The organism is Dongia sp. agr-C8, from assembly GCF_054658695.1.
This window is the reverse complement of the sequence record NZ_BAAGHZ010000004.1, coordinates 276522-300818: the sequence shown is the minus strand read 5'-3', so window position 1 is coordinate 300818 and position 24297 is coordinate 276522. Positions and strand designations below refer to the sequence as shown.

22 protein-coding genes are annotated in these 24297 nt (G+C 64.8%); 3 read left to right on the top strand and 19 right to left on the bottom strand.

Going from position 1 to position 24297, the window contains the following annotated elements; genetic code table 11:
* Positions 1–65: 65 nt before the first annotated feature.
* Genes ACYQ4T_RS21695 through ACYQ4T_RS21680 form a run of 4 tightly spaced genes read right to left on the bottom strand, consistent with a single transcriptional unit; the run spans position 66 to position 3400 of the window.
* Positions 66–620, bottom strand: coding sequence for a DUF934 domain-containing protein (locus ACYQ4T_RS21695; protein WP_459858679.1), 555 nt, complete (start codon positions 618–620; stop codon positions 66–68).
* Positions 583–2265, bottom strand: a complete 1683-nt coding sequence (locus ACYQ4T_RS21690; RefSeq protein ID WP_459858678.1) for a nitrite/sulfite reductase — start codon at positions 2263–2265, stop codon at positions 583–585. The genes ACYQ4T_RS21695 and ACYQ4T_RS21690 overlap by 38 nt, the downstream gene beginning before the upstream one ends.
* Positions 2266–2273: 8 nt before the next feature.
* Positions 2274–2582: a DUF2849 domain-containing protein gene (locus ACYQ4T_RS21685; protein WP_459858676.1), complete on the bottom strand. Its 309-nt coding sequence runs from the start codon at positions 2580–2582 to the stop codon at positions 2274–2276.
* Entirely contained in the window at positions 2579–3400 is an 822-nt protein-coding gene (locus ACYQ4T_RS21680; protein ID WP_459858674.1) for a precorrin-2 dehydrogenase/sirohydrochlorin ferrochelatase family protein, read from the bottom strand. Before ACYQ4T_RS21680 ends, ACYQ4T_RS21685 begins: the two co-directional genes overlap by 4 nt.
* A gap of 240 nt (positions 3401–3640) precedes the next feature.
* On the opposite strand from ACYQ4T_RS21680, the gene ACYQ4T_RS21675 reads away from it, so the two are divergent.
* On the top strand, positions 3641–4126 hold the full coding sequence (locus ACYQ4T_RS21675) for a transcriptional repressor (protein ID WP_459858673.1): 486 nt from the start codon (positions 3641–3643) through the stop codon (positions 4124–4126).
* Positions 4127–4200: 74 nt separating this feature from the next.
* Here ACYQ4T_RS21675 and ACYQ4T_RS21670 read toward each other — a convergent pair whose 3' ends face one another.
* The 6 genes from ACYQ4T_RS21670 to ACYQ4T_RS21645 all read right to left on the bottom strand — a co-directional run bounded on the left by ACYQ4T_RS21670 (position 4201) and on the right by ACYQ4T_RS21645 (position 10081).
* Entirely contained in the window at positions 4201–4422 is a 222-nt protein-coding gene (locus ACYQ4T_RS21670; protein WP_459858672.1) for a hypothetical protein, read from the bottom strand.
* A gap of 119 nt (positions 4423–4541) precedes the next feature.
* Entirely contained in the window at positions 4542–5084 is a 543-nt protein-coding gene (locus ACYQ4T_RS21665; RefSeq protein WP_459858670.1) for a phosphonate degradation HD-domain oxygenase, read from the bottom strand.
* On the bottom strand, positions 5081–6238 hold the full coding sequence (gene tmpA, locus ACYQ4T_RS21660) for a 2-trimethylaminoethylphosphonate dioxygenase (RefSeq protein WP_459858669.1): 1158 nt from the start codon (positions 6236–6238) through the stop codon (positions 5081–5083). The genes ACYQ4T_RS21665 and tmpA overlap by 4 nt, the downstream gene beginning before the upstream one ends.
* A 6-nt stretch (positions 6239–6244) precedes the next feature.
* Positions 6245–7675, bottom strand: a complete 1431-nt coding sequence (gene phnY / locus ACYQ4T_RS21655) for a phosphonoacetaldehyde dehydrogenase (RefSeq protein ID WP_459858668.1) — start codon at positions 7673–7675, stop codon at positions 6245–6247.
* Positions 7676–7678: 3 nt separating this feature from the next.
* Entirely contained in the window at positions 7679–8938 is a 1260-nt protein-coding gene (phnA, locus tag ACYQ4T_RS21650) for a phosphonoacetate hydrolase (RefSeq protein WP_459858667.1), read from the bottom strand.
* A gap of 6 nt (positions 8939–8944) precedes the next feature.
* Positions 8945–10081: a 2-aminoethylphosphonate--pyruvate transaminase gene (locus tag ACYQ4T_RS21645; RefSeq protein WP_459858666.1), complete on the bottom strand. Its 1137-nt coding sequence runs from the start codon at positions 10079–10081 to the stop codon at positions 8945–8947.
* Between the two features lie 98 nt (positions 10082–10179).
* Between ACYQ4T_RS21645 and ACYQ4T_RS21640 the strand changes: the two genes are divergently transcribed.
* Together ACYQ4T_RS21640 and ACYQ4T_RS21635 are read left to right on the top strand one after the other, a co-directional pair.
* Positions 10180–11067 carry a LysR substrate-binding domain-containing protein gene (locus tag ACYQ4T_RS21640; protein WP_459858665.1) on the top strand — a complete coding sequence of 296 codons (888 nt, stop codon included), beginning with the start codon at positions 10180–10182 and terminating at the stop codon, positions 11065–11067.
* Positions 11064–11522 (top strand): hypothetical protein, encoded by a 459-nt coding sequence (locus ACYQ4T_RS21635; protein ID WP_459858663.1) that lies wholly within the window; start codon positions 11064–11066, stop codon positions 11520–11522. The genes ACYQ4T_RS21640 and ACYQ4T_RS21635 overlap by 4 nt, the downstream gene beginning before the upstream one ends.
* Position 11523: 1 nt before the next feature.
* On the opposite strand, the gene ACYQ4T_RS21630 is transcribed toward ACYQ4T_RS21635, so the two are convergent.
* The 9 genes from ACYQ4T_RS21630 to ACYQ4T_RS21590 form a co-directional block, all read right to left on the bottom strand.
* Positions 11524–12009 carry a PAS domain-containing protein gene (locus tag ACYQ4T_RS21630; RefSeq protein ID WP_459858662.1) on the bottom strand — a complete coding sequence of 162 codons (486 nt, stop codon included), beginning with the start codon at positions 12007–12009 and terminating at the stop codon, positions 11524–11526.
* A gap of 64 nt (positions 12010–12073) precedes the next feature.
* Positions 12074–13804, bottom strand: a complete 1731-nt coding sequence (locus ACYQ4T_RS21625; RefSeq protein ID WP_459858661.1) for a putative 2-aminoethylphosphonate ABC transporter permease subunit — start codon at positions 13802–13804, stop codon at positions 12074–12076.
* Positions 13804–14895, bottom strand: a complete 1092-nt coding sequence (locus ACYQ4T_RS21620; protein WP_459858660.1) for a putative 2-aminoethylphosphonate ABC transporter ATP-binding protein — start codon at positions 14893–14895, stop codon at positions 13804–13806. The genes ACYQ4T_RS21625 and ACYQ4T_RS21620 overlap by 1 nt, the downstream gene beginning before the upstream one ends.
* A gap of 197 nt (positions 14896–15092) precedes the next feature.
* A complete protein-coding gene (locus ACYQ4T_RS21615) occupies positions 15093–16133 on the bottom strand; it encodes a putative 2-aminoethylphosphonate ABC transporter substrate-binding protein (RefSeq protein WP_459858659.1) in 1041 nt (346 codons plus the stop codon).
* A gap of 129 nt (positions 16134–16262) precedes the next feature.
* On the bottom strand, positions 16263–17318 hold the full coding sequence (locus tag ACYQ4T_RS21610; protein ID WP_459858658.1) for a putative 2-aminoethylphosphonate ABC transporter substrate-binding protein: 1056 nt from the start codon (positions 17316–17318) through the stop codon (positions 16263–16265).
* Between the two features lie 134 nt (positions 17319–17452).
* The gene (locus ACYQ4T_RS21605) at positions 17453–17578 is read right to left on the bottom strand and encodes a hypothetical protein (RefSeq protein WP_459858657.1); all 126 of its coding nucleotides are present in this window, start codon (positions 17576–17578) and stop codon (positions 17453–17455) included.
* A 132-nt stretch (positions 17579–17710) separates the two neighbouring features.
* The gene (locus ACYQ4T_RS21600) at positions 17711–19360 is read right to left on the bottom strand and encodes a Na/Pi cotransporter family protein (protein WP_459858655.1); all 1650 of its coding nucleotides are present in this window, start codon (positions 19358–19360) and stop codon (positions 17711–17713) included.
* Between the two features lie 239 nt (positions 19361–19599).
* A complete protein-coding gene (locus tag ACYQ4T_RS21595) occupies positions 19600–21090 on the bottom strand; it encodes a leucyl aminopeptidase (RefSeq protein ID WP_459858653.1) in 1491 nt (496 codons plus the stop codon).
* Between the two features lie 94 nt (positions 21091–21184).
* Positions 21185–24262 carry a phosphoenolpyruvate carboxylase gene (locus ACYQ4T_RS21590; protein WP_459858651.1) on the bottom strand — a complete coding sequence of 1026 codons (3078 nt, stop codon included), beginning with the start codon at positions 24260–24262 and terminating at the stop codon, positions 21185–21187.
* Between the last annotated feature and the right edge of the window lie 35 nt (positions 24263–24297).

Genomic DNA, 24297 nt, shown 5'->3' with positions numbered 1-24297 from the left:
GTCCAAAAAACAAGAGCGGCGGCCCGGAGGCCGCCGCTAGTTTAGAGGGAACGCTCGAGTAGACTCTAGTAAGCCCAGCTGGCCGCTACACTCTCACGAACAACCGCGCTGCCGCCCGTGGGTTCCATCCGTTTTGCCGCGCGGAGGTGGCGGACCGTCGGCCGCTTGTCGGCCGCCGGCTGGTACCAGATGGAGAATTCGCCCAGGGATTCGAGGTAGCCGGCGACATTCGCCTCGTCGGCGATCTCGATGGAATCGATGCCGCAGCGGTCCATGAACAGATACTGGTCGCGCAACACATTCCCGACCGCCCGGAGTTCGCCCTTGTAGCCGAGACGCTGGCGCAGCGCCCGGGCATGGGAATAGCCGCGGCCATCAGTGAATTTCGGGAACTCGAGCACGATCAGCGAGATCCGCTCGAGATCCTCGGCGATCGCCAGCGGCGACTGGTCGCTCTTCAGACGGACGCCCAGCGGGGCGTTGCGGCCGATGAGCGTGTCGCGCTCCTTCAGCCAGCGGTCGAGCGAAACCACCGCGGGCTTGCCTTCCGGCAGAGCCGCGTCGTCCGCGACGGTCAGCCAATCATTCGGCTGCAGGGCGCCGTGCTTGAGAATTGCCATAGACTTTCTCCTTGAACGGATCGAGGCCGAGCCGGCGGAAGGTTTCCAGGAACCGCTCTTCCTTGTTGGTCCGCTTTTCCAGATAGACGTTCACGATGTTTTCGACGGCATCCGCCACCTGGTCGATCGAGAAGGCGGGTCCCATGATCTTGCCGATCGAGGCATCGTCCTTCGACGAGCCGCCGAGGGTGATCTGGTAGAATTCCTCGCCCTGCTTATCGACGCCGAGGATGCCGATATTGCCTGCGTGGTGATGCCCGCAGGCGTTGATACAGCCGGAGATGTTGAGGCGAAGCTCGCCGATCTCCTCCAGCCGCTGGAAGTCGTTGAAGCGCCGCGACAGGCGTTGGGCAATCGGGATCGACCGCGCATTCGCGAGGTTGCAATAGTCGAGGCCCGGGCAGGCGATGATGTCGGTCAGGAAGCCGACATTGGGGTTGGCCAGCCGCACCGCGGCCAGACGCTGCCACAGCGCATAGAGATCCTGCTGCCGCACGCTGGGCAGGACCAGGTTCTGGTGGTGCGTGACCCGGATGGTCTTGAAGCTGTATTCGTCGGCAAGATCGGCGATCAGGTCCATCTGGTCGGCCGAGGCGTCGCCCGGCGCACCGCCCTCGGGCTTCAGCGAGATCGAGACGATGCGGTAGCCATCGACCTTGTGCGGATGGGTGTTGGCGCGGACCCACCGCGCAAAGGCGGCGTCACTGCGCTTCGCGGTCTCAAGCTCGGTCGAGATCACTGGCAGCTTCTCGTATTCCGGCGGCGTGAAATAGGCCTGGATTCGCGCGACCTCTTCCTTGGGGAGGGTCAACACACCGTCCTTGATCCGCTCCCACTCTTCCTCGACCAGACGCGCGAACTCCTGCGTGCCGGTCGCCGTCACCAGGATCTTGATCCGCGCCTTGTAGAGGTTGTCGCGGCGGCCGAGCAGGTTATAGACCCGCAGGATCGCCTCGAGATAGCTCAGGAGATGCTGCTTCGGCAGGAAGCTGCGGATGGTGGGGCCGATCGCGGGCGTCCGGCCCATGCCGCCGCCGACGATGACCTCGAAGCCGATCTCGCCGGCCTCGTTCTTCACCATCTTCAGGCCGATGTCGTGGAACTTGACCGCGGCGCGGTCGTGGCTCGCACCGGTGATCGCGATCTTGAACTTGCGCGGCAGGAAGGCGAACTCCGGGTGCAGGGTCGACCACTGCCGGATGATCTCGGCCCAGACCCGCGGGTCCTCGATTTCGTCCGGCGCCACGCCGGCGAAGTGATCGGCTGTGGTGTTGCGGATGCAGTTGCCGCTGGTTTGGATCGCATGCATCTCGACTTCGGCGAGATGGTCCAGGATGTCGGGGACGTCCACCAGCTCCGGCCAGTTGAACTGGATGTTCTGGCGCGTGGTGAAATGGCCGAAGCCCTTGTCGTAGCGCCGCGCGATGAAGGCGAGCTTGCGCAGCTTCTTCGACGAAAGTTCACCGTAGGGGATCGCGATCCGCAGCATATAGGCATGGAGCTGCAGGTAGACGCCATTCTGCAGGCGCAACGGGCGGAACTCGTCCTCGGTCAGCTCGCCGGCCAATCGACGCTCGACCTGGCCGCGGAACTGCTTCACGCGCTCGGCAACGAAGGTGGCGTCAAATTCGTCGTAACGGTACATCGTTCAGCTCAACCTGCAATCCGGCCGGTCCAGGAGCCCTGGTCCGGCACAATGGTGGGCAGCCGGCTGGCCCGGATCCGCTCGCGGGCGCTGGCGGCCTGCAGGCCTTCCGGCGTCTCCTTGAACTCGGCGAGATAGGGACCGACGATCAACTGCGCCTTCACGTCGATGCCGGCGGCGTCGAGCGCGGTTTTGGCTTCGGTCTCGTCGCGCAGCAGCTTGCTCTCAGCATAGTCCTCCGACCAACTGTGGTCGGCCTTCAGCCAGACGATCACGCCGTCGCGCAGGCGATTGGCGGTGACGACGTGGACGGTCATTGGGCAACTCCCACACGTTTGGCGGCGGCGGGCGCGCGCAGCACCACGACCCGCGCGTCTTGCGGCAGGTCGCTGTTGAGATCGACCCGGCGCGCGTCGCGGCGGGCGTAATCCAGTATTTCCGGAGCGACGTTCGCATCATGGGAGATCACGTCGGCCTGGCGCAGCGCGCGCAAGGTGCCGAGGGTGAGATCGTCGCTGCGGTTGGAGGCGAGTTCGATCACGGTGACCGATCCTGCCCCACTCTCAACAGCATTGGATGCATTGAGGTCGCGGATGATCTTGCGGGCGGCGCGGAAGTCTTCGCCGGCCATCACCAGATCGGCGCCCTCGCCCTCGAAGAAGCGCTCCCAGAAGCGGCGGCGCGTGGCGCTGTCGGTGACGCGGGTCTGCACCGCGGCGCGGAAGCGCCGGGCGAAGTTGGCCAGGCGGTCGAGGCCGTTCGGCAGCACATCTTCGATCGTCGCCCGGATGCGCTGCGCCAGGATCGGCGCGCTGCCGCCGGTCGAGATGCCGATCACGATCTCACCGCGATCGACCACCGCCGGCATGATGAAATCGGAAAGCTCGGGACGGTCGACCACATTGACCGGAATGCCGGCGCGCCGTGCCGCTTCCGAGACCGCGGCATCGCGCGCATCGTCACCGGTCGCGCCGAAGACCAGCGCATAACCTGCGAGCGAGTCGATCCGGTCCGAGCGGTCGACTCGCGCGCCGGCGGCTTCGAGCAGGCGCTGCTTCGCTTCGGCGGCGTGACCGCTGCCGACCACCAGGACCGGGCGGCCCGAGAGCCGCATGAAAATCGGGAAAGACTGCATCTTGGTTTAATTTACACAGATCGTTCGCTAATAAGCCGGATTGAGAAGTTTTCCTGTTCTCTCAAATACGTATTCGGACCCCCTTAAGTCAAGATCATTGCCCACAAATCAATGTATTTCACACTGTTGTGTGGAATAAATAAAGCTCGGCCCGGGCTTGCGTGGATGCCCATCGCGCCCCACCTGACGGACAGCTATGATTGCAATGTTTGCAACGGTTTGACCTGAGGGACTGCCCCCTTGGACACGCACCAGATCCAGCCCACCGCCCCGCATGACCACACCCGCTGCATTGCGGACGCGTTGGGGCTGGCCGAGACGGTTTGCGCCAAGCGTGGGGCCAGACTGACCCCGCTCCGCCGCCGGGTGCTGGAGCTGGTCTGGAACAGCCATCGGCCGGTGGGGGCCTATGCGATCCTGGACGATCTGCGCGAGGGCGACAAAGCGGCGGCGCCGCCGACGGTCTACCGCGCGCTGGACTTCCTGATGGAGCAAGGGCTGATCCACCGGATCGAGAGCCTGAACGCCTTCGTCGGCTGCGACCATCCGGAAGACCGGCATGTCAGCCAGTTCCTGATTTGCACGAACTGCAGCGCCGCCGTCGAGATCGACGACCGCGGCATCGCCAATGCGGTGAAGAAGAGCGCCGCCGAGGCGGGGTTCACGGTGAGCCGGTTCACCGTGGAATTGCAGGGCACCTGCCCCGCTTGCGCGAAAGCCGCTTAGCCCAGAATCGAAACGCCGCCGCGTTGCGGTAGCCGCAAGCGCGACGGCGGTCGAGCCATCTCCAGAATGTTAAATCAGATCCCGCTGGCGAAGGTGAGCATCACCACGCCGAGGCAGATCACCGCCAGCGCGAATGACACCGCCAGGATGATGCGGACGCGTCCGGTGGTCTCCGCCGCGCGCGCATCTTCGATGCCGACGGTCGGGTGACCCTCGGTATCTTGAATCTCGTGGTCGGGCCGGAGCTCATGCTTGAGATGATCCGGGTGATGTCCCGCCGTCTGATAGGTCGCCATGGCGCAGCCCTCCTCATAAGGGGAGCGCGGCTCGTTCGCCAACCCGCGCATATGAGGAAAAAACGGCAACCGCGCTGACAGGTTCCCGAAAATAAGCGGCTATGCAGGGGTCTGGTGGACTAGCGGCGCAGGCTGCGTTCGATCATCGGCGCGAAATGGCCGAGATCCGGGGTTTTCAGGCCGAGGATCTTGCCCTCGTCGTCCCAGCGCCGGAGTGCTACGGCGTCCTTGTAGAAGCGCTCGGCTCCGAATTTGGCCTGCTCTTCCGCGTTCATCGGGCCGCCCTGCAGCCGCAGCGACAGTTTTGACGCCTCCGACAGCAGGTCGAAATAGCCCGCTTCGCGGGCCGAGAGATAGCGTTTGGCCGCGACATGCAGCCGGACCGGCTCGCTCACCTCGGGTCCGAAATGCTGCGACAGCCAGGCCGAGCCCAGGGACTCATGCTGGGTATCGATGCCGGAATCGGCGATGTCCTCCGGCAGGTCATGGAGCATATGGCCGATATCGTGCAGCAGGGTCGCGACGATCAGTGGCTCCGACGCCCCGTCCCGCTCGGCAAAGACCGCGCATTGCAGCGCATGCTCGAGCTGGCTGACGCCTTCGCCGTAGCCCTCATGGCCGCGCTTCGCGAAGGCGGCGCGGATCTCTTCCATGGTGCTCATGCCGCGGCGTCCGTGCGGTTGGTGGTGCGGCGCTTCAACACGAGGCGGCGACTTTCGATGCCGTCGCGGTCGATGTAGCAGCCCTGCAGGTGGCGGCGACCGAGATTGGGATCGAAGGCGGTGCGGCCATGCAGCGCGCGGTCGTTCTGCATCACCACGAGATCGCCGGGACCGAGGCGGAAGACCAGTTCGAGCTCGGGGCGCTTCAGGATCTGGGCGAAGATGCGGTAGGCGCTGTACCAGCGCGCGGCGAGATCGATCGGCGCGTCGAGCCAGTCCGCGGAGCGGTTGTTGAAATGGACCGCGGTGACGACACCGTCCATGTCGGCGGTGATCAGGGTCTGCCGCGCTTCGAGCTCGGCCTTGTCGTCGCTGAAGCGGAAGGTCATCGGCACGGTCGAGAGCAAGGCGAAGGCGCCGGGGTTCTCCTTGCGCAGGATTTCCGCCGCGTGGAAGCCGTCCACCAGCAAGGTGTCTCCCCCGGGGGCGCCCGCCTCCAGGCAATGCAGCAGCTGCACGCCAGGCGAGGGATGGCGGTAGGGATTGTCGGAATGGACGCCGAGGCCGAGCGAGGTATTGGCGAGGTTGTTCGGGTTCGGCACCGAGATCACGTCGAACAGCCGGCCGTAATTGGTGACGCGGACGAAGCCGAGGTGATCGCCGACCTCGGCGACCATGCCGAGCTGGGTCGGCACGTTCCGCAGCAGGCCGAAGCCGAGCGCGGCGTAGCGGTCGAGCCAGGCCAGCTCCTTTGTGGGATCCTGCAGCATCTGCGGCCAGTCGCCGACCGGGAGATCGCTTTCCAGCGCCTTGCCCCAATGTTGCGGCTTGAGTTGCCGCGCGCTGCGCGCCGAGGCGATCAGGTCATGAGCGTTCAGCCATTCGGCGCCGTATTCCGAACGGTGGCCGTCGGACCACAGCACCTTGACCGTGCCATCCGCCCCGACCATGGCTTCGAGCGCGGCGAGATCGGCCGGCAGGTCGACGATCTCGTAGAGCTTCTGCCCGTTGCCGGGATGCCGGCATTTGGCGCAGCGGCAGTTGTCGCGCAGCCAGAAATTCGGCAGGTGGGTCGGCGACTTGTCGCTCCAGCGGACCGTGATGCCGCCTTCATGCACCTCGGCGACGGCGGGACGGCGGTTAGGATCGGACATCGGCACTCAGTTCCAGGGCAGTGAATAGGTCTTCACGTTGGTAAAGCATTTCATCGCCTCGATCACGCCCTCCTTGTAGCCGAGGCCGGAATCCTTGATGCCGCCGAAGGGCGACATCTCGATCCGATAGCCGGGCACCTCCCGGACGTTGACGGTGCCGACTTCCAGCTCGCGCACGAAGCGGGTGATGTAGTCGAGGCGGTTGGTGCAGACGCCGGAAGAAAGCCCGTAAGCCGTCGAGTTCGAGACCTTAATTGCCTCGTCGATATTCTTCACCCGGATCACCGGCGAGACCGGGCCGAAGGTCTCGATCTTCACCAGGCGGCAGTCATAGGGAACGTGGTCGACCACGGTCGGCGAATACAGGGCGCCCTTGCGGATGTTGCCGTGGAGCAGCTTGGCGCCCGCCTTCACCGCCTCGTTGACCGCTTCCTCGCAATAGATCGCCGAGGCCTCGTCGATCACGGTGCCCATGTCGGTGTCCGGATTCATCGGATCGCCGTATTTGATCGCCCTGGTCTTGGCGAGCAGCAGCTCCACGAACTTGTCGGCGACGGTTTCGTGGACGATCATCCGCTTTACCGCGGTGCAGCGCTGGCCGGAATTCTTGTAGGAGCCGGCGACGGCGAGAGTGGCCGCTTCCTCGATATCGGCGTCTTCCATGACGATCAGCGGGTCGTTGCCGCCCAATTCCAGCACGGCGCGGCGATAGCCCATATGGGCCGAGATATACTTGCCGACCGAGACGCCGCCGGTGAAGGTGATGAGATCGACGTTGGGGTCGGTCAGCAGGGAGTCGGCGATTTCCTTGGGGTCGCCGGTCACCACCTGGAACATCTCGCGCGGCAGGCCGGCCTCGTAGAGCACGTCGGCCAGCATCAACGCCGAGAGCGGCGTCTTCTCGGAGGGCTTCAGCACCATGCGGTTGTTGGTGGCGATCGACGGCGCCACCTTGTGCGCGACCTGGTTCAGCGGATGGTTGAACGGCGTGATCGCCGAGATGACGCCCAGCAGCGGGTCGCGCTGGGTGTAGATCCGGCGCTTCTTGCCGTGCGGGGTGATGTCGCAGGAGAAGATCTCGCCGTCATCCTTGATCACGATGCCCGACGCCAGATGGAAGACGTCATAGGCGCGGCCGACCTCGTAGAGCGTGTCCTTGAGGCTGAGCCCCGATTCCGCAGTGATCAGCTCGGCGATCTGCTGGCGGCGCGCGACCAGGATCTCGGCGGTCTTGCGCAGGATCGCGCTGCGGTCGGCGCGGGAGAACGTCGGCTTATAGGCCTTGGCGACCGCGAAGGCCTGGCGGATGTCGTCGACCGTGGCCTTCGGACAGGTACCGACCACCTGGTTGGTGTAGGGGTTGAAGACGTCGAAGTTGCGGTCGTTGGTGCCGAAATTGCCGGCGACGCGCATCTTCTCTTTGCGGATGACACCCATGGATCAGACTGCCTTGTCGAGTTGGGCTTCGTCAGAAGCGTAGTTGAGGCCGAGGTCGAAAGCGCTGAAGTTGCGCAAGCGATAGCCCTGCGGCAAGGCTTTCAGCTTGCGGTTCACGATGACCGGCACCTTCTGCTCGGTCATGCCGCCATGCGAGCGCAATGGGCGCGTGAGCCCCGAGAGGTCGTGCTTGGCGACGCTGGTGCCGATGGCGAAGAGCTTCTCCGAGACCACGATCACGTCGCCGACCCGGTCTTCGGGCAGCTCGAACTTCTTGCAGCCGGTGGCGCGATCGACCGCGAGCTCGATCCCCGGGATCTTGGCGATCTTGGCGATGATGGCGGCCTGGTCGGCGCCTTCCGGCAGATAGACCGTGGCGAAGGAGCCGAGCGCGCCGTGATGCACCACGTAAGGGTCGGTGATCGGCAGGATGACCCGGGCCTTAGCGGCGCCGAGCCAGCCGTCCAGCACGTCCTGGAGGTAGACGACCTGCGGCTTCAGGTCGTCGCCGTGCTTGTCGTTCATGCCGTGGTCGGCGGTCAGCACGATCTCCGCACCCATGGCGTCCATCTCCGCGAGATAGCTGTCCATCATGCGGTAGAAGTCATTGGCGGTGTCGTCGCCCGGTGCGTATTTGTGCTGGATATAGTCGGTGGTCGAGAGATACATGATGTCGGGGCGTTTGGCTTTGAGAAGCTTCACGCCGGCGGCGAAGACGAATTCCGAGAGATCCGCGCTGTAGACCGAAGGCAGCGGCTTGCCGACGAAGTTCAGCACGTCGCCGATGCCATGCTCCTGCTCGTTTGCCTGGTCGGCCTTCTCGGCCGAAAAATAGATGCCCTTCATGCCCTTGGCGAGCAACAGGCGCAGCTTGTCCTTGGCGGTGACCACGGCGACTTTGGCACCGGCATCGGCGAAGGCCGCCAGGATGGTTGGCGCGCGCAGGAATTTCGGATCGTTCATCATCACCTCCTGCCCGCTCTCGCGGTCATAGAGGTAGTTGCCGCAGATTCCATGCACGGAGGGCGGCGCGCCGGTCACGATCGAGAGATTGTTGGGGTTGGTGAAGCTCGGCACCACGCAATCGCCGATCAGGTTGGCGCCGGTCTTCACCACCTTCGCCAGCCAGGGCATCGCGCCCGCCGCAATGGCCTTGGTGAGATAGTCCGGCTCGCAGCCGTCGACGCAGACGACGACCAAGGGCTGCTTCGGCCAGGCATAGCTCTTGCCGTTGACGGTGATGCTTTTGTTGACGTTATTCATGGGCGCTTACTCCGCCGCCTTGTTGTGCGGGCGGCCTGAGGCGACGCCCATTCCGTTCAGCACGTCCTTGGCGGCGGCGAGGAAGGCCTTCATCTCAGGCTCGCCGATACGGCCGATGCAGCCGATGCGGAAGCTGTCCGCGACGGTGAGCTTGCCCGGGTAGATCACGAAGCCGCAGTCCTTGAGGCCGTCGTAGAAGTTCTCGAACACGAATTTTGGATCGGCCGGCATGTGGAAGGTGACGATGATCGGCGCTTGCAGGCGATCGGGCAGCAGGGTCTCGAAGCCGAGCGCCCGCATGCCCTCGACCAGGATCCTATGGTTGTTGCGATAGCGGCCGCCGCGCCCCTGCACGCCGCCTTCCTCCTCATGCTCAGTCAGCGCCTGGTCGAAGGCGACGATGCAATGGATCGGCGGGGTGAAGCGGTACTGGCTGGTCTTCTCCAGGTTCTGCCACTGCTCGAACAGGTCGAGGGTGAGCGAATGGGCATTACCCTTGGTCTTTTCCAGCGCGGCGATGCGGCAGAGCACGAAGCCCAGGCCCGGCACGCCTTCGATGCATTTGTTCGAGGAAGCGGCGACCGCGTCGAAGGTGACGGACGCAACGTCGATCGGCAATGCGCCGAAGGCGCTCATGCTGTCGATCAGCAACTTGCGTCCGGCTTCGGCGACGACCTTGGAGACTTCGACGATCGGGTTCAAGATGCCCGAGGTGGTCTCGCAATGAACAACGGCGACATGGGTGATCGCCTGGTCGGCGGCGAGGGTCTCGCGGACCTTGGCGGGATCAACCGGCTGGTCCTCCGGCCATTCCAGCAGCACGGCGGCGCGCTTGGCGTATTCACAGATCTTCGCCATGCGCTTGCCGTAGGCGCCATTGATCAGGATCAGCAGCTTGTCTTTCGGGCCGACGAAGCTGCCCAGCATCGCCTCCACCGCGAAGGTGCCGCTGCCCTGCATCGGCACGGTGGTGAAATCGTTGCCGCCGCCGATCAGCTCGACCAGGCGCCGGCGCATGTGGGTGTTGATGGCGATGAAGCCGGCGTCGCGCGAGCCCCAGTCGTGCAACATCGCCTGCTTCACCGTCATCGAGGTGGTGAGCGGGCCGGGGGTCAGAAGCCAGGGATCGTGCGCTTGCGCCATGTCTCTCTCCAATGGGGATGGCTGGATTATGGCCGCGGCTCGTACTATAAATCCAATCGTTAACAGTTATGTGACCTATAGGGCCAACCTATTCTGTCATGAGCCTCAGCCAGAGCCAGCTCCGGGCCTTCCACGCGGTCGCCACCGAGGGCAGTTTCACCAAGGCCGCCAATAACTTGCACGTCACCCAGCCAACCCTGTCGGGGCAGGTCCGGGCGCTCGAGGAGCGCTACGGGGTGCACCTGTTCGACCGGCGGCGGCGCAAGATCGAGCTGACCGACATCGGGCGGCAGCTGCTGGAGATCACCTGGCGGCTGTTCAGCCTGGAAATCGAGGCCGAGCAGGTCCTGACCTCGGCCAAGGGGCTGAAGCGCGGGCATCTCCGGATCGGCGCCGACGCGCCCTATCACTCGATCCCGTTCCTGGCGGTGTTCAACCGGCGCTATCCCAATCTCCGGCTGTCGATGTCGATCGGCAACTCGACCAAGCTGCAGGAGGACCTGCTGGACCAGAGCGTTGACGTCGCCATCGCCGCCAACGTGAATCCCGACCCGCGGATCCATGCCATCCCGTTCCGGCAGGACCAGCTGATCTGCTTCGTCGATCGCGCCCATCCCTGGGCCAAACGCCGACGGATCAAGATCGCCGAGCTCGCCGGGCATCGCCTGGTACTGCGCGAGCCTTCCTCCACCACGCGGCAATGCTTCGAGGCGGCGATCAAGGGGACCGGGATCAAGACCGGCGAGGTGCTGGAAATCGGCAGCCGCGAAGCGATCCGCGAGGCAGTGGCCGCGGGCCTGGGGATCGGCATCGTCGCGCGCGCGGAATTCGGCGACGACATGCGGCTGAAAGCCTTGGAGTTCGAAGGGCCGGTGATGGCTTCGACGGAATACGTGGCCTGCCTCGCCGATCGGAAAGGAACGCCGTTGGTGAAGGCCTTCCTGGATATCGTGCAGGAAACGGTGGCACAGGAGCGGAAGCGATGAAGTGGATGTTGGCCCTCGCCTTCTCGCTATTCAGCGCGGCCGCCTATGCGCAGTCGGATCCTTGGGATGGACTGGAGAACAAGGGGGCGCGCTATGCCGGCACCAAGGACGCGCGGGAAAACGCGGTGATCTTCGTCTGCCCGGTCACGGGTGCACCGCAGATCATCTTGCGCTCGCATCAATTCCGGGTCTCGGTGCCCGACGACCACCGCTACACCCTGACCTTCGCCACCGATCGCGGGCGCAGCGAGATCACCGCGGTCGCCAAGGATGCGGAGCTCACTTTCGAGGCGTCGGATCTCAACGCCCAAGTGGCGTTCCAGCGCCTGGCCGAGGATATCGCCGCCAGCAAGGCCTTCACGATCTCGATGTCGCCGTTCGGCTGGAAGGGCCAGTTTACTGCCGAGGGCGCCGCGGCGGCGCTCAAGCCGATGATCGCGGGTTGCCGCGCATAGCTCAGAGTCCGGCCAGCGCGCCGGAGCTCAGGGTGAAGTCGAAGTAATCCTCGATTGCAATGAACTGCTCCACGGCGGTGCCGCCGCGCGCGACCGGAAAGATCCCGAACTCATAGGTGAAGGTGTTGCCGCTCCGGGTCGGCTCGGTCAGGACGCCCATCAGCGGCCGGCGCGTGGTGTAGGCCTGGCGGTAAAACTGCGCCCAGGGAATGGTGAAATTCGAGCCGAGAAATTCATCCAGATAACGGCCGGTAAAATCGACTCCGATATTGTGGACGACCCGCGTACCAACCAGTCGATAGCGGATGCGGAACGGTTCCGGCTCGACATCGGAGATCAAGACGTTGGGCATCAGCAGGCGATGCTCGATCAGGTCGAAGGACTCGCGATCCGGGATGCCTGACGGGCCGGCATTGGCGATCCACCAGTCATAGAGCGTCCTGACCTGTGTAGACTTGGCCAGTTCCGGATCGGTCCAGGTTTGCAAGAACACCCCCAGGTCGAGGGTGCATCTTGAGCCAATTCCTATCGCAAGGCGACTCCCCCTTGCCTCAACCGGCCCGATGCCGCCACTCCTGGTGCCGTGCGAGGAAAGTTCGACCAGCGAGTGCATGCAGCCCGCGCACCAGCGCGCAAGTGAGGACGATGGTCATGCCCATGGCGCAGGCGGCGGCGCTGTTGCCGGCGTCGTCGGTGTTGAGGGCGTTGATCGCCATCAGCTTGGTGGCGCCGGTGTAGATAAAGATCACCGCCGAGACCGTGGTCATCGCGTTGACGAAGTAATAGATCGCGATGTCGAGGATCGCCGGCAGGCAAACCGGCACGGTGACACGCAGGAAGGTGCGCCAGACCGGCACTTTCAGCGAGGCCGAGACCGCTTCAAATTCCGCGTCGAGCTGCTTCAACGCGGTCACCGCGGTCAAATGGCAGACCGTGTAGAAATGCGTGATCGTGCTGATTATCAGGATCGCCAGCGTCGCGTAGATGAAGTTCAGCGGGTTGGCGGGGCTGTTGAAGAAGAAGATATAGGAGAGCCCGAGCACCAGGCCCGGCGTCGCCAGCGGCAGCATGGCGAGAAGGTGCACCGCCGAGCGCGCGACGCCGAAGCCGCGGATCTTCTCCACGAGGTAGGCGCCGGTAAAGACGATCGCGGTGCCGAAAACGGCGGTGAAGGCCGAGAGCTTCAGGCTGTTCCAGAAGGGGTTCCAGCCATCGGTGCCGAGCTTGCCGAAGTCGTAATGCTCCAGCGTCAGCGTGAGATTGTAGGGCCAGAATTTCACCACGCTGCCGAATGCCGCCATGCCCATCACGCCGAGCAGGAAGAGCGCTACCAGCAGCGAGAAGATGAGGCAGGCGCGGTCCACCGCCGGGCGCGGCTTCGGCTCCAGCGGCACGGCGCGGGAGGAGACCATGGATTGCTGGCGGCGGGTGGTGATGCGGTCGGCGGCGAAGGAGATCACTGCCGGCGCCAGCAGCAACAGGCCGATGACGGCGCCCATCTGGAAATTGAACTGGCCGATCACCTGTTGGTAGATGTCGGTCGCCAGCACGTCATAGGAGCCGCCGATCACCTTGGGCACGCCGAAATCGGTGAAGATCAAGGTGAAGATGACGAAGCCGGCGCTCATCACGCCATAGCGGCAGCCGGGCAAGGTCACGGTGAAGAAGGTGCGCATCGGACCGGCGCGCATGGCAGCTGCCGCCTCGTAGAGGCGCTGGTCCGCCATCCCGAGGGCCGTGGTGATGATCAGAACCGCATGGGGAAAGGCGAAGAACACCTCGCCGATGATGATGCCGACCGGGCCGTAGATCGACCCGCCCATCATCGCGCCCCTGAAGATGCCCTGGTTGCCGAAGAGATAGACCAGAGCCAGGCCCGGCAGCAGCGAAGGTGCCAGCAGCGGGATCAGCGCCAGGGCCTTGAAGAAGCCGCGGGCCGGCATGCAGGTTCGGGTGATCGCGTAGGCATACCAAAAGGCCAGCGCCAGGGTGATGGCGGTGCCGAGGATCGAGATGAAGAAGCTGTTCTCGAAGGAGAGCGACAGCGCCGGGTCGGCGAAATACTTCGCGAAATTGGCGAGGCCGACGAAGTTGCCGTCCGCGTCTTCCACGCTCTTGCGCAGCAGCATGAAGAGCGGGATGGCGATGGTGACCGCGAGGTAAAGCGCCAGCAGGCCGAGCCCGGCCCGCATGCCCCATTCTTCGCGGCCGACGATCGGGCGGATCTTCGCCGGTGCTTGCGGCCGCGCGGAAACAAGGTCGAAGGCGAAGGTGTCGGCCATCAGCCGCGCTTCTCACCGAACAGCCGCAACCGGTCCGCGGGCATCGCGATGGGGATGACCTTGCCGCGCTCCAACCCCAGGTCCCGGGCGGCATTCATCGAGAAGTCCGCCATCAGACGCGGCGAGCCCAGTCTTTGCGAAGCAGGGTGGCCGTTCACGGCAAGGTCGGCGCGGTAGAAGGTGCCGAGGAACTCCATCTCCTCGATCCGGACCTCGATTGCGTTCTTGTGGCCGGCGGCGATGCCACGGACTTGGATGTCCTCGGGGCGGAAGCAGAGCGTCACGCTATCACCCACGCCGAGACCGCCGGTTTCGGCAGAGAGCATCAATGGCCCGACGCGCACCGTCCCCTCGCCCGCCACCTCGGCACGGAGGAAGTTCATATGACCGACGAAGTCCGCGACGAAGGCGGTTTTCGGGTTCCGGTAGACCTCTTGCGGCGTGCCGACCTGCTCGATCACACCGTGGTTCATGACCACCAGCTGATCGGCGATCGCCAGCGCTTCCGCCTGGTCGTGGGTCACCATGATCGTGGTGACGCCGATCTTGCGCTGCAGCGATTTCAACTCGGTGCGCAGGTGCAGGCGCACGCGGGCATCGAGCGCCGACAACGGTTCGTCGAGCAGCAGCAAGCCGGGCGACATGGCGATGGCGCGGGCGAGCGCCACGCGCTGCTGCTGGCCGCCGGAAAGCTGGCTCGGGTATTTGCGCTCATGGCCGTTGAGGCCGACCAGCTCCGCGAGCTGCTGGACGCGGGTGGCGATTTCCTTGCGCGGCTTGCCGGAGTTCTTGAGGCCGTAGCCGATGTTGTCGGCGACGGAGAGGTTCGGGAACAGTGCATAAGACTGGAAGACGATGCCGAAATCGCGCTGCGCAGACGGCAGCGCGGAGATGTCCCGGCCGGCTTGCAAGATGCGGCCGGAGGTCTGGATGTCGAGGCCGGCGATGGCGCGGAGCAAGGTGGTTTTGCCGCAGCCGGAGGGGCCGAGGAAGCAGACGAACCGGCCGTCCTCGATGTCGAGCGAGACATCCTTCAGCGCCTGGAAGCTGCCGAAGGATTTGCTGACATGTGAGATCTGGAGGTAGGGCATGATACAGCTCGCGACCGTGAGTGTTGCGCGGTGAGAGTGATCGACCCCTCACCCCTGCCCTCTCCCGCAAGGGGAGAGGGGGTTCTTCTTCGCTGCAAGGCGCGAGAGCCTAGTCAAGGCTATCGCCACAGCGTTCCCTCTCCCCTTGCGGGAGAGGGACAGGGTGAGGGGTCGACGGGTCTCTCCGCTGCGGCAGCTCAGCTCTTCGGGGCGTCCTTGGAGCCGTAGCGCTTCTGCCACTCTTCGAGGATCGCGGCGCGCTTCGCGGCCATGGCCGTGAAGTCGTTCGGCGAGATCATCAGCTTCTCTTCGTCGGCCGGGTAGTTCTCCGGCAACTTGGCCTGCACGGTCTTGCTGGCCAGGACCTGATAGTAGTCGTTGTACATCTTGTTCGCGTCGGCGGTGGCGGCGAAGTCGGCCAGTGCCTTGGCGCCGTCGAGGTGCTTGCTGCCCTTCATGATCGCGGTCGCCTCCATCTCCCAGCCGATCCCATCTTTCGGCAGGATGATCTCGAGCGGCGCGCCCTTGTTCTTCAGCACGACGCCCGGGTAGGAGAAGGAGATGCCGATCGGATATTCACCGGCGCCAGCAGCCTTGCAGGGCTTCGAGCCAGAGTGCAGGTAGGTGTTGATGTTCTGGTGCAGACCGTCCATGTAGGCCCAGCCTTCCTTCTCGCCGAAGATCTGCAGCCAGGCCGCGACATCGAGGAAGCCGGTGCCGGACGAGTTCGGGTTCGGCATCACGATATGGCCCGCATAGACCGGCTTCAGCAGGTCCTTCCAGGTCTCCGGCTTCGGCAGGCCGAGCTTCTCGGCCTCGACCGTGTTGAAGCAGATCGCCGAGGCCCAGGCGTCCATGCCAACCCAGGTCGGGTTGTCGCGCTTGTCCTTGAAGTCATCCTTGATGTCCGCATAGCCCGCGGGCTTGTAGCTCTCAAGCATGCCTTCCTTATCGAGCACCATCAGGCTGGTCGCCGCCAGGCCCCAGATCGCGTCGGCCTGCGGGTTGGCCTTCTCGGCCAGCAGGCGCGCGGTGATGACGCCGGTCGAATCGCGCACCCACTCGATCTCGTAGTTGGGGTTCGCGGCCTCGAAGGCCTGCTTGTAGACCGGCAGCTGCTCTTCCTCGAGCGCGGTATAGACGGTGAGCTTGTCCTTCGCCGCTGCCGTAGCGGCAAAGCCGACCAGCGCCGCCAGCGTCAGGCCGGCGAGACGTGATTTAGTTCCGAACATCTGCATGATTCCCTCTCCTCAGCGATCTCTCCGGATCGCGCGAAGGGAACCTCTTCCGAAACCGTGACGGTTTGATAACAGCGCGGTGACGTGTTGGAGGCAGCTGTATTCAGCTGGGGAAGACTCGTCCGCGCCTCAGCTCTTCGGCGCGTTCTTGCCGCCGTAGCGCTTTTCCCACTCGTCGAGGATCTGCTGGCGTCGCGCAGCGACCGCCTCGAAGTTGTTGGGGTCGATCAGCGCTTCCTCTTCGCCGGCGGGATAGTTGTCCGGCAAAGTCGCCGCGACGTCCTTGCGGGCCAGGATCTGGTAGTAGCTGTTGTAGAGCGTGTTGGCTTCGGCGCTGGCGGAGAAATCGGCGACGGCTTGCGCGCCTTGGAGATGCTTCGCGCCCTTCACCACCGCGGTCGCCTCCATTTCCCAGCCGAGACCCTCCTTCGGGAAAACGACTTCGATCGGCGAGCCGTTGTTCGCGAGCTTGACCCCGGCATAGCCGAAGGAGATGCCGACCGCGGCGTCACCGGTCGCGACCGCAGCGCAGGACTTGGCGCCGGAATGGAGATAGCTCGAGACGTTCTCGTGCAGGAGGTCCATATAGTCCCAGCCGCCGGTTTCGCCGAAGGTCTGGATCCAGCCCGCGACCGAGGCGAAGCCGGTATCCGAGGAACTCGGGTTGGGCATGACGATCTGGCCCTTGTAGACCGGCTCGACCAGGTCCTTCCAGGCGTCCGGCTTCGGGATCTTGCGCTCGGCGGCAAGCTGGGTGTTGAAGCAGATGGCGTTGGCCCAGGCGTCCATGCCGACCCAGACCGGCCAACCGGTGCGGCGGTCCTTGAAGCTGTCCTTGATCTGGTCGAAGCCCTGCGGGCGGTAGTGCTCGAGCTGGCCGTTCTTGTCGGCCTGCATCAGATAGCTGGCGCCGAGGCCCCAGACGACATCGGCCTGGGGATCGCCCTTCTCGGCCAGCAGCTTCGCGGTGATCTCGGCCGGGGTGCCGCGGACCCATTCGATATCGAACTTCGGGTACTTTGCCTCGAAGGCCTTCTCGTAGACCGGCAGTTGCTCGGCCTGGAGTGCCGTATACACCACGACCTTTTGGGGATCGGCCGCCTGGGCGGCGGGGGCGAAGAACAAGGCTGCCACAGAGCATCCGCCGCAAAGCCATTGCAGCGCGGTCCGCATGGTCGAAGTCATTGAAAACGCCTTCCCAGTCTGTTCCCCATCGCCCGCGGGCGTCCCCTGCCCCGGCGCGGCTTTCCATAGCTGGGAGATTATACCGAAGTCAAATTAAGCGGGAAATCACAGAAGGATAGGCCCGGATCGCGGCGTCAGGTTGCCGCTCGGCGCCGGACCCGGACGGGCACCAGAAGCGGCTGTCGCTCCAGGTAACGCCCGAGGAGGATGCCGGTCGGAAGCTGCAGCGCCAGCCAGCTGGTGATCATGAGAAGGGCCATGGCCCGTACTCCTTCGCACAGGTGCCCGCGCCTGTCTTTGAGGCACCGAGCGATCAGGAGAATGGTGGCACAAACTGCCCCTTCCCTCTTTGACGTGCATCAAGAACCGCAAGCGCCGTGACGATTCGGAGATCAGGCTTCCTTGAGGCGCGAGGGACTGAGCTCGCCGGCCGCCTCCAGGATCGGCTGGGCGACCAGGGCGAGGTGGGAATTGATCCGCTTCAGGTCGCGCAGAATGTCGAGGTGCAGGCCGCTGGTCTGGATGCTCTCGATGCGGCCCTCGCGCAGGCGCTCGAGATGGCTTTCGGACGCCTGGCGCTCGAGCTCGCGGAACGCCTGCTTCTCGGCGAAGAGCTTGCGGGCGAGGTCGAGATCGCCGGTCATGAAGACGTTCATGGCAAGCTGCAGATTGCCGTTGAGGCGATCGTGGATGCCCTCGATCTCCTCGGCTCCTTCGGGCGAGAATTTCAGCTTGTACTTCACCTTCTTGGCGGCGAGCTCCATCAGGTTCTTGTCGACGATGTCGCCGATATGCTCGAGGTTGGTGGTGAAGGTGATGAGGTCGATGATGCGGCGCTGATCCGCGGCATCCATGCTCTCGCGGCTGACCTTGGTGAGGTAGAGCTTGATCGCTTCGTTGAGCTTGTCGACCTGGGAATCGAGGTCGCTGGCCTGCTTGATCACCTTGCGGTCGTCGGAGCGGAAGGCCTGCAGCGACAGGCGCAGAATCTCGCCGACCGCATCGCCCATGCGCAAGGCCTCGCGCGAGGCATTGGCCAGCGCGATCGATGGCGAATCCACGGCGCTGGCGGCGAGATAGCGCGGCCGCGCCGGGTCGTCGGCCTTGGTCGCGTCGGGCATCAGCCTGCGGGTCAGGCGCGAGACCGGGCCGATCAGGCCGATGAAGACCAGGAGCAGCGCCAGGTTGAAGCCGACATGGAAGTCGAGGACTTGGCGCATCGCGCCGCCGCCGAAATCCGGCAGCATGGGCAGCAGCGGCACGACCAGCGGCAGGAAGGGCAGGATCGCGACCACGCCGATTCCGCGGAAGATCATATTGCCCAGCTGGACCCGGCGCGCCTCGGGCGGATCGCCCATCGAGGCCAGCATCGCCATCACGTCGGCGCAGAGATTGGCACCGAGCACGAAGGCCAGCGCCAGCGGCACCGGCAGCAGCCCAGCCTTCACCAGCGAGGCGATCAGCAGCACCACCGCGATCGAGGAGGCACAGAGCACGGTCAGGATACCGCCGGCGATCACGCCGAATACAGGAGAGTTGGACATCAGGTTCAGGATCTGCGGCAGCAGCGGCGCCTCGCGGATCGGCTCGGCCGCCTCGGTGATGAGATGCAGCGCCAGCAGCGCCAGGCCGAGGCCGATGCCGGCACGGCCGAGATCCCGGAGGCGCGTGCTCTCCAGCTTGTTGAACATGATGTAGCCGATGAGGATCAGCGCCGGCGAGAGGATGTAGATCGGCAGCGAATAGGCCTGCGTCACCAGGCTGGTGCCGAGATCGGCACCGAGCATGATCGCCAAGGCCGAGGCCGCGCCCACCATGCCGCGGGTGACGAAAGACGAGGTCAGCAGCCCGGTGGCGCTGGAAGATTGCAGCAGCAGGCTGGTGACGACGCCGGCGCCGACCGCCCGGAAGCGGTTGGTCATCGCCAGGCCGACCCAATGCCGGAGCTGGCTGCCATAGGCGCGCATTACCCCGGTCCGCACCATGCGCAAGGACCAGAGCAGCAGGGCGACTGCGCCGAAGAGATGGAGGAGGAATTCCATGGTTGATTCCAACGCCGGATGGGAGCCGGCGGCTCACTCCCGACGGTCACTTTGTCATAAAACTGTAACATTATGGAGCCCGAGTCGGGCGAGCGCGAAAGCGACACGTTTCCGCGAGGATGGGACTTATCCCACGACAAAACGGCGAGAGATGCGCGAGTCACGCCCGCGCATGACAATCAAACAGGCACCGTCATGCCGGGGCTCGACCCGGCAATCTGCGGCAGCGGTGCTCCGTCCTACTCCAGTCCCGCTGCGAACTCTTCCAGCAGGGCGACCGCGTAGCCCGTCGCGCCGGCCGGGACCAGTGGGCGATCCTTGCCGGTGAACTCCTTGCTGGCGATGTCGAGATGGGCCCAGGGGCGGTCTGCCACGAAGTTCTTCAGGAGGGCCGCGGCATGCGCCGCATCCGCGGATTCGTCGTCCGGCGAGTGATGCCGAAAATCGGCGATGCCGGATTCCAGGTTCTGGTCGTAATAACCGTCGATCGGCAGACGCCAGAGGCGCTCGCCGGTGGCTTCGCCGGCGCTGGTGAGCTGCTTGTTCAGGCGCTCGTCGTTGCAGAAGATGCCAGCATAGGCGCCGCCGACCGCAGCGGACACGGCATAGGTCAAGGTGGCGAGATCGACGATGCAGCGCGGCTTGAAGCGGGTCGCCGTGTAATAGAGCGCGTCGACCAGCACCAGGCGGCCCTCGGCATCTGTGTCAATCACCTCGATGGTTCGGCCGGACATGGTGGTGACGATGTCGCCCGGCTTGTAGGCGGTGGCGGATGGCAGATTCTCGACCAGCCCTACGACACCGACCGCGTTGACCTTGGCCTTGCGTGCCGCCAGCGCGTGGATCGCACCCACCACCGCGGCGCCGCCGGCCATGTCGCCCTTCATGGTGACCATGCCCGAGGGCTTCTTCAGGCAGAGGCCGCCGGCGTCGAAGCAGACGCCCTTGCCGACGAAGGCGATCGGGCCGTCTTTCGTCTGCTTCGCGCCGTTATACTGGAGGACCAGCAGCCGCGGCGGGCGTTGCGAGCCGCCGCCGACCGCGAGGATCGCGCCCATGCCGAGCTTCTTCATGGCGGCGACGTCGAGCACCTCGACCTTCACGCCGAGCTTGCCGAGGCTCTTCATGCGCGCGCCGAATTCTTCCGGATAAAGGGCATTGGGCGGCTCGTTAGTGAGGTCGCGGGCCCAATGCACGCCGTCGGCCACGGCGGCCAGGCGGTGGTCGAGCTTCCGCGCCTCGGCGGCCTTCGCGGTGACCAGCGTGGCACCGGTCAGCAGCTTGGGCTTGCCCGGCTTCTCTTTGGTGAGATACTTGCCGAAGCGGTAGTTGCGCAGGCGAATCCCCAGCGCGAGGTTGGCGGCGAGTTCGCCCTCGCCGAGCGGCGTGCCCTTCGGCAGGTCCACCAGCAGATCGGCCTCCGGCTCATGCGCCGCCATCAGGCACGCGGCGATGGCGCCGCCGAGGCTACGGGCGTTGCGGGCGTTCAACTCCTTCGGCACGCCGGCGCCGGCGATCAGCACCCGGCGCGGGCCGTCTTTCGTGGGGGCGACCAGCTCGATGATCTGCTCGCGCTTGGCCTTGAAGGCCGGCGCGTTGACGGCACGGCCGATGGCGCCGCCGAGCTGGGTGTCGAGCACCTGGGCCCGCGCGCCGAGCTTGCCGCCCTCGGGCACGAGGACGGCAATGACGGCGGCGGCCGACGGTTTCGGCTGATAGGCGATCTGCATGCGATTCCCCTGACTCACTCTCTTTGCCAGGGGTTATCGCAAATCGGCGCCCGGATGGCGATCCGGTAAAAAAGATAGGGAGGGGCGCCGCCCCCTACCCCATCGCGCCGATCGTATGCGTGACGCCGGAGCTCACCCGCAGAACCAGGGTGTAGAGACCGGCGATCGGCTGGAAGATCCGGGCGTGCTCCCGTTCGTAGGTCTGGGTCCAGTCACCGACATAAGTCGCGACCTCGCCGAAATCGCCTTCGAACTTGGTTTCCTCCACCTTTGGGAAGATGGTTGCGAGCTTGCGCATCGCGTCGTCGATCTCGAGATGGAAGATCTTGGTCAAGAGCTGCTCGCGGGTGATGTTGTGCTGCTGCGAGAAGTCCGGGACGTGGATCGCGAGGCTGAAGATCCGCATGATCAGCGCGATACGGATGCCATGCAGGACGCGCAGGTTCGCCCGCACCTCGGCGTCGATCTTCGGCTTCGGCAGACCGACCAGGGCCAGCCCGTCGCGCAGGTCCATCATGTCGCGCTGGAACACGCGGTAGATCTTGGCGAGGCGGTTGTAGACGTTCTCATGCTCCAAATGCTCGGCGACCGCGCGCAGGCCCTGGGCCTCGTCGGGGTCCTTCATCTGCGCGGCGCGGGAGAGCCACTGGCCGGGATCGTAGAGATCGATGTAGGACTTCAAGGCCTCGAGATCGGTGAACTCGAGGGCCCATTCGACCATGCCCAGCAAGCGACGCAGGCGCGGGCTTGCCTTATAGACGCGCTGGAACCGCTCGGGATCGCGCACGATCGCCTCGCCCACCCCACCGACGGTGTTCGCCAGCAGCGCCATCTGCTGCAGGATGCCGTTATGCGGGATCGCGCGCATCTGCGACGGATGCGTGAGATTCAGACGCTGCTCGACGCCGTCCTGCTGGCGCCGGATCGGCCGCGAGCCGCTGACGAAGAGCAGATTGCCGCCGAAGGTGTCGAGCAGGGTCGCATAGGCCGGATCGTCCATCACTCGCTCGTTGAAGCGGCGGACCGTGATGAAGGTCTCCTTGATGTAATCCTCTTCGGCTTTGTAGGCGACGTCGTCCTCGGTGGTGCTGGAGGGCAGCTCCAGCATGTATTCGAGGATGCGCGTAACCGAAGCCAGCGCCATGTCCGGCGTGACGAAATACATGTAGCCGTCGCCGCCCTGGAAGCTCGCCTCCTCCTTGCAGCGCACGCCGTTGACCGCGAACTGGTGGCGGCTGACGGGTGAGGCCACGTATTCGAGGCGGGCACGGAAATCCTCCGGATGGCCACCGCGGCCAATCGATTCGCCATGAGTGTCGAACACCACCAGCTCGATATCGGTGAAGCCGCGGTCTTTCAGCAGCTCGCCCAGCTTCAGGCGCAGCCATTCGACCGAGATCGCGGCAACCGTCTGGCCGAGGTGGCGGCCGGCGTCGGAGAAGCCGGTCTGGATGCAGAGCCGGCCGCGCTTCCTCACATAGGCGGCGAAGGTCGGGTTCTGCAGGCATTCGTCGATCACGCGGATGCCGCGCTCGAAGGCCTTGGTGGTCTCGAACAAGGGCGAGATATCGACCTTGTGATCGACGCCGAACAGCTTGGCGAAATAGAGCGCCGCCATCAGCGTCAGCGAGGTCTCGCATTCGGCGATCAGGAAGCGAACCGGCGTGGTCGCGTCGATGTATTTCAGCATCTGCGCGACCAGCATGAACAGCCGCTTGGCCGAGGTTCGCTCCGCCAGGATCGATGCGAAGTTGATCTTCACCGGCTTCACGTCATGGGCGAGCCTGGTGACGCTCGCCATGTAGGAGCGCTTGTGCGCCGGATCGTCGGGCGCCGCCTCCATGCCGATGAGATTGCGGATCGCGTTGTGGATCTGCACGGAGTTGAGGCGCACGTGGGTATGCGCGAGGCCGAGGCCGTGATTGGCGAGCTCGGCGCGCAGGATCAGCAGCTTGCTCAAGGCCGCTGGCGCCTCGGTCATCGCCATCGCACGCTCGACCAGCTCCAGCAGCTGGACGGACTCGATCAGGCGCAGATCGCGGCCGCTGTGCATGCGCTTGGCGATGCGCTTGACCTCCTCGACCCAGCTCTCCTGGTCCTGGGCGCCGCCGCGGAACACCTCCATCTCGTCGCGCGCCTCGTTGATCGCCATGGCGAGGCGGCTCTCGATCAGGTCCATGAGATGGATGAGATCGACATTACCGCGGTTCTGGCGATAGATCGCGCGCAGCTCCTCTACCGTGGCGCGATAGCGCTCGAGCTGCAGCACCTGGACCTTAAGGCGCTTCAGCAGCGTGTCGGACCAGCGGATGTCGGAGCGGCCGTCGAGGTCGTAGCCGACCCACGAGGCGATGGTGAGCAGACGCGGCGAGAGCTTCTGCCAGTCTTCGGGATAGAGCTCGGCCGCCACTTCGAAGGCGATTTCATAGGCGCGGCGCAGCGCCTTGTGGGTATTCTCGATCGCCAGCAGCGAGAGTTCATGCTCGTAGGTAAGGTCGAGCTTCTCGGCCGGTCGATGCTCGACCGCGCGCGCCTGCGCGAGGAGACGATTGCGCTCCTTGGCGGAAAGCTTCTTTCCGTCGACATCGCGGTCGATGGCGAGCTCGGCCAGCGCCTGCATCATCGGCTTCGACTGCGAGAAAGTCGGGTGCGCGGTGAAGACAATGCCGAACAGCTCGCGCTCCAGCAGCGCCTGGAACTGCGCGAAGGACTTTGCCGGCTTCTTGCCCTTTCCCCCTTTGGGCTTATCGGCGATACCCGCAGCCTGGCGGAAGACCAGGCGCAGGCGCTCCTCGTTCTTCCTGGCATCATGCTCGCCGAGATAGCGCGAGATCCGCCCGGCGCGATGCTCGTAGGCCTCGGCGGAGATGTGCTGGATCAGGTCCTCCAGCGAGCCCAGTTCCAACTTCTCGGCGTCGAGCTTCTTGCCCAGCTCGAGCGCCAGCAGCTTCACGGTGTTGCCGAAAGGATTGCGTTCGCGCAGCTTCGCGAGCTCGCCCATCAAGTCGCGCAGCTCGCTCTCGGCGCGCGCGGCGTCGAAGAACTTGGTCGGCGCGAAGACGCGGGCGAGCGGCGAAAGGCCTTCGTCCAGTTTCACCGAGGGGCCGGTCGATTTGCGCGGTGCCGGCGTGCTCCGGAGCGCCATGTCGGTTGCCCGCTTCTGCTTTGCCATCTCACCCTCCCAAGCCGCGTGCCATCGGCCGGTTC